This is a genomic window from Streptomyces sp. (assembly GCF_031178505.1).
GTDB classification, from domain to species: domain Bacteria; phylum Actinomycetota; class Actinomycetes; order Streptomycetales; family Streptomycetaceae; genus Streptomyces; species Streptomyces gulbargensis.
In genome coordinates this window covers 1-4,861 of record NZ_JAPSIW010000550.1, presented here as the reverse complement: position 1 = coordinate 4,861, position 4,861 = coordinate 1, and the positions used below count along the sequence as shown (strand labels likewise).

At 67.8% G+C, this 4,861-nt stretch carries 5 protein-coding genes; 2 read left to right on the top strand and 3 right to left on the bottom strand.

Translation table 11 applies throughout. The annotated features are described in order from the left end of the window. Positions 1 to 276: 276 nt before the first annotated feature. The 3 genes from RIF68_RS27510 to RIF68_RS27500 all read right to left on the bottom strand — a co-directional run bounded on the left by RIF68_RS27510 (position 277) and on the right by RIF68_RS27500 (position 2,339). Complete coding sequence (locus RIF68_RS27510; protein WP_309053999.1) at positions 277 to 1,110, bottom strand: hypothetical protein; 834 nt, start codon at positions 1,108 to 1,110, stop codon at positions 277 to 279. A 365-nt stretch (positions 1,111 to 1,475) separates the two neighbouring features. Beyond that, complete coding sequence (locus RIF68_RS27505; protein WP_309053998.1) at positions 1,476 to 1,892, bottom strand: DUF4259 domain-containing protein; 417 nt, start codon at positions 1,890 to 1,892, stop codon at positions 1,476 to 1,478. A 300-nt stretch (positions 1,893 to 2,192) separates the two neighbouring features. Continuing rightward, positions 2,193 to 2,339 (bottom strand): hypothetical protein, encoded by a 147-nt coding sequence (locus RIF68_RS27500; protein ID WP_309053997.1) that lies wholly within the window; start codon positions 2,337 to 2,339, stop codon positions 2,193 to 2,195. A 1,004-nt stretch (positions 2,340 to 3,343) separates the two neighbouring features. On the opposite strand from RIF68_RS27500, the gene RIF68_RS27495 reads away from it, so the two are divergent. Both RIF68_RS27495 and RIF68_RS27490 read left to right on the top strand, forming a co-directional pair. Beyond that, the gene (locus RIF68_RS27495) at positions 3,344 to 3,556 is read left to right on the top strand and encodes a hypothetical protein (RefSeq protein WP_309053996.1); all 213 of its coding nucleotides are present in this window, start codon (positions 3,344 to 3,346) and stop codon (positions 3,554 to 3,556) included. Between the two features lie 785 nt (positions 3,557 to 4,341). Further along, the coding region (locus RIF68_RS27490; RefSeq protein ID WP_309053995.1) for a hypothetical protein at positions 4,342 to 4,861 on the top strand (520 nt) is incomplete at its 3' end.

The following is a 4,861-nucleotide window of genomic DNA, read 5'->3' as shown; positions in this document are numbered from 1 at the left end:
GAGAGCGGCTGACCACCGGCCGTGCGAGAGCGTGGTCTCTCCGTCGGGGGATGATCGTGACGCGGGCCCCGTTCACCGGCAGCTCCTCGCCGATGAACGCTCCCGGCCGTGGGCAGCACACAAATTCGCTACCTCTCAAGGCCTCGTGGCTTCTACCGTGGTCGGGCATGAGCACACAGGCCTTCAACGGCGCCTACCTCCTGCCCCTCTTCAGCGAGATCGAGCAGGCCCGCGCAGACGGTGCCTACCGGCCGCTGCCCGCCCCCGCCCCGTGAGTCAGCTCGTCCAGCAGGTGTAGGCGAACCACGTCTGGACCTCGTCGGCGGACATCACACGAGTCAGCTCGGCCGTCGCCGGCAGCATCGGGAAGAACCGGTCGGCGTTCCAACTGCGCGGGTACATCGGCTCGTCCAGCACGAGTAGGCGGTGTCCCTCCACAACGGGGATGTCGTCGGGCAGCCCCTTGTCCCAGATCCGCTCCCCGTCCGGGGCGAGGAGTTCGAAGGCCCCGGTCGCGACGGTCCCGGTGTGCCCCTGGGCGGGCTCGGGGTCCATGGCCAGGCGGACGCTCTCCGCCGACGGTGGGGTACCGGGCACGTGGCCGCCGCCGACGAGCACGTGAGCGAGCAGCGTGTGCAACTGGAAGTTGTCCCCGATGCCCCCGATGCGCACTTCGAACCCGGTCCTGGTGGGCCGGTGCAACACCACGAGCGGCTCGTCGTCCAAAATCGCCAGCGCGTAGGCCAGGCACTTGAGGTCGTGCCGCTCCATGGCCGTCAGGTCGCGGCAGGCGGGGAGGAGCGCGGATGCGTGCCGACGGCGTACCTCGGTGCTGCGGCACAGCACGGCCAACGCGGGGGACTGCCACTGCTCGACCGAGGACCAGGCCAGCGCCAGCCGCAATGCCTCGTGCGCCTCGCCACCCAGCCGTGCCATCAGCGCGTCGTCGATGATCTCCTCGTCGACCTTCGGCAGTTCGTCCCCGGCACCGGCGGCGGACCAGCGGCGGGCGAACTCCAGGGCATCGAGAAGGTCCCGGTGGGTGCCGTCGAGGATCGGCTCCGCACAGGCCACCGGATCGGCACCACGTTCCACGCAGAAACCAGCCATCGTCGCCAGCATCGGGCGCGGACCGGCGGGCGGAAAGGCGGGGAGCAGCGCGGCCAACCGGGGTCCCACCGGCACACATTCGGTGCCCGTCGCCGACTGCAGACCACTCATCGCCGCTTTGAATGCACGCTCGGTGCGGCCACCGTCGCGAGCGGCCACTGCCTGCTCCAGCTCTGACATGACGGTGGCCAAGTCCGCAGCCTTCTGCTTCCTTTTGAAGATCACCGGCACACCTTAGGCCCGAGTTCTGACAGGTGTCATCAGGCCACCGTCGGTCGAAAATGTCAGACCGCTCCGCGCTGTCGAAACTGTTGAACAACTGCTGTCAGTTCTCGGGTTCTGGCCCTTCCGTGAAGCGGTCACGGTTAGTGATCATTGGGTGTTTCGAGTGCTCGGAGGATCTGCCGTACTTCTTGGCGCCATTGCTCAGCGTCTGCGCTGTCCACCCAGCCGATTGCCATGTCTGATCCGTCCTGGAGAACCCGGTCCAGTGCGAGTCTCGCCGACGCGCGCAGGGAGGCCGGCAGCTCGGGCAGCGGTTGGCTGGGGCTGTCGTCCGGGTCAGTCACGATGGGACTGTCCGGGAGGGTGCTCGCGACGAGGGCTCCGGCGGCAACGGTTTCGGCTCCGTCTCCGCTGTCGATGCGTTCTCCCGAGTCGGTGACTCGCTGGAATGTCCGCTCCAGCACTTCGATGACCTGCTGGTGGGTGAGTCTTTCGAGTTCATCGACGAAGTCTGCGGCGAGATCGCTGTCGAAGGGGCCGGTTCCCCACGTTCCCATGCACTGCTCCTGATAGGGCTGTCGCGGACGAAGGCAGGATTCCAGGAGCCACTGACATCGGTCACGAGGCGAGGAGGACCCGCTTGCGGAGCAGTGCGGAGCAGTGCGGAGCCAGTACGGCCGAACATCTGGCGCTTGAGCATGTTCATCCGGTTGACGTGGCCTTCGACGACTCCGGAGTTCCAGGGCAGCGTCAGGCCGGCGATGACGGCGTCGCGGTCGATGCCGGCCGCGAAAGCGTGGAGGCTGGGATGGTCGTCCTGGCAGACAGCGTCGAGCCACTGCGGGAGTTGTTCGCCCCTAACGTTCGGTGAGCATGTGGGCGAAGGACCGGACGTGACCGGTCAGGGCGCCGAGTTCAGGGCAGTTGGCCGGGATGGTCTTGAGCCGGAGCTGTTCGATCTCGGTCAGCGTCGCGGGTCGGCTGGGGACCCATCTGGTCACCACGCGGGGTACTGGCGAATTGCGAAGGATTGGTTAGATCACCGCCTTGCGCGAGGCACCCGCCGCCGCACCGCCACGGCCGCCGACGGTAAGGCAGGTGACTGGCTGGCTCCCCCGCCACCCCACGACCTTGGCCGAGGACGACTGCGTCAGCCTGAAGGAGGGACCGCTGCCCTGAACTAGGCACGGCCGCCGGACACGTCCGCAGCTTCGGATAGATCCTCACCGACCGCCTCGACTCCAGGCTCCCCACCTGGAGCGACGCAGTCGACGCCGGCCAGCTGTCCAGCCTCACCGGCTTCGCACTCCACCTGCTCCGAGACCTCGACGCCGTGACAGCCGGCCTCACTGTCGACTGGAGCTCCGGCAGCGGCGCAGCTAGCCAAGGCACGCCGGGAGGGCCGGTTCCCCGACCTGATCGATACCGTCCGGGAGATCCACGTCCCGCCCGCCGGGGAGGGCGGGACGGTGCGGTCTGCGCTTCTGTCTCCCGGACGTGGGCCATGGCCATGCTCGTACTGGGCGAGGTCTCGTTCATTGCTCCTGTCGGTCGCTGCTGCGTATCTCTGTCCGCAAGTACCGCAGCAACCGGCCCCGTTACGCTCGCCAGGTCGCCGAGACCGCCGACCGCGGCGTTAAGGTCGTCAGGCTCCGCAGCCCGCGCCAGGTCCAGCAGTGCAAGAGACAGTCGAAAGGGCCGGCGGAGAGCCGCTCACAAGGAGCGCCCCGGCACACCACCGGCCCTCAACCAACAGCCACCGACGAAACCGCCGCCAGCACGCACACCAGCCTACAGACCCCGCCCGAACCCGTTCCTACTTCGCCGGCACCCCGTACCCGGGCGGGGACATCACGGCCGTCGACTACCACCAGGCGGTGTCCGTGGTCTGTCACCGAGCTGAAGCGGATCACGGCCGATCCTGATGGGGCGCCGGGGAGGTCATGGCGCGGGCTCGGGCGCGATGAGTGGCAGACGCTGACCGAACCCCGACGGTGACCGGCTGCACGTGGTGCAGGAGGAGCAGGCCCGCGGCCGCCAGAAGGAGCGTGAAGCCGCGGCCCGCGAGGCGCAGCGGCCCGTGTGCAGGCGCCGCGGAGCGAAGTTCACCGACGACCGCTGGGACTCGATCCGGCACCACCCGGCGCAGCAGCACCGCGATCTCTGCGAACCGTGCCTGCACGAACACTGGGAACAGGTGCAGGCGGAGCAGGCCGCGTGACGCCAGGCGGAGGAAGCCGCGGCCCGGGAGGCGGCCGAAGCGGAGGAGAGGGCGAGGAAGGGCCGCGGCCTGTTCGGGCGCCGCCGGTAGACGCGGCGCCGGCGTGGGCAAGTCACCCCTCTGATGGCGGCTTGCCCACACCGGCCGGGATGGGCCGCCTTCGCCACCCGCCCGGGCCCCGCTGAGATCATCGCCCGAGTCGTGGCCAGAGCACCCACGAGCGCTGCACGTTTAAGCAGTGACGCGAGGCTACCGACTTCGTCAGCGTCGACCGCGCCGCGCCTCCTGGATATCCCTCATGTATTGAGCGTCCCGCTCCTCGGCATGCCGTCGAGAGCGTGCTATCACAGGCCCGAACAACGCGTACAGCACCGAGAGGGTCAGGGAACGGGCTGCGAAGTCCCATCCCCACGATTGGTCGCCCACCAGAGTTACGACGACGCTCATCACGACTCCCGTCGCCACCGCCGCGCCGATCCGCTTGCGCCATCTCCTCATGACTGACACTTGCCCCACGGTCGTGGGTGGTCACTGATCGGACGGCCACCCAGTGCGGGGAGACCCGTCAGCGGTCCAACTGCGATGACAGACAGTTCAGCGAAGTTGGGTATTCTGCCAGGAAATTGGGCAGCCAGCATGGGCGAGGACGACAGCGCGAGCGCCTGCCCCGTTGGGCACCGGCGAGTCATCTCGTCCGGCTCGCCGCTGTCGCTGACGTGCATCACGGAGGCGCGATGTTCAAGATAAGACCGGCGGTTCTCGCCCCTTTGATCATCGTTCCTGCCGTGACCATGGTCGTCCTGGTGGTGGACGGTACGGCGTTCGAGCCCAGCTCACCCGTCCTGCCCACCGACCCGTGCCCAGCGTCTGCCGTGTCCGGGCGAGGGGTATACCCCACGACTTACACCGAAGACGCGAAGCCGTACGCCGGGCCAGGCCCGCATTCGGTCGATCTTCGTTTCCAGATGGATGAGACCCTGCCCCCTCACTGGACGACACCCGACAGCGAGCCGTACACCGCGCAGCTGGTCGTTTGCGAGTACGTGGAACCCGTCACTCTCACGAACATCAAGTGCGACTACCGGGGATATGGCGAGGTACGGCTGATCCAGGCCCGGGCCACCTACCTGCTGCTCGAAGCGAGGACTTCTGAGGTGATCACCCGTTTCGTAGTCGAGGGGCAAGGGCTCTGCCCAGGCGCGTTGAACTACTCTCCCGATAACCGTCCGGCTCACGTTCGCGAGGACATAGACCCGGAAAAGATCATCAAGGCGCTGCGCCCCTATGCCAGCTGTACCAGCGCTC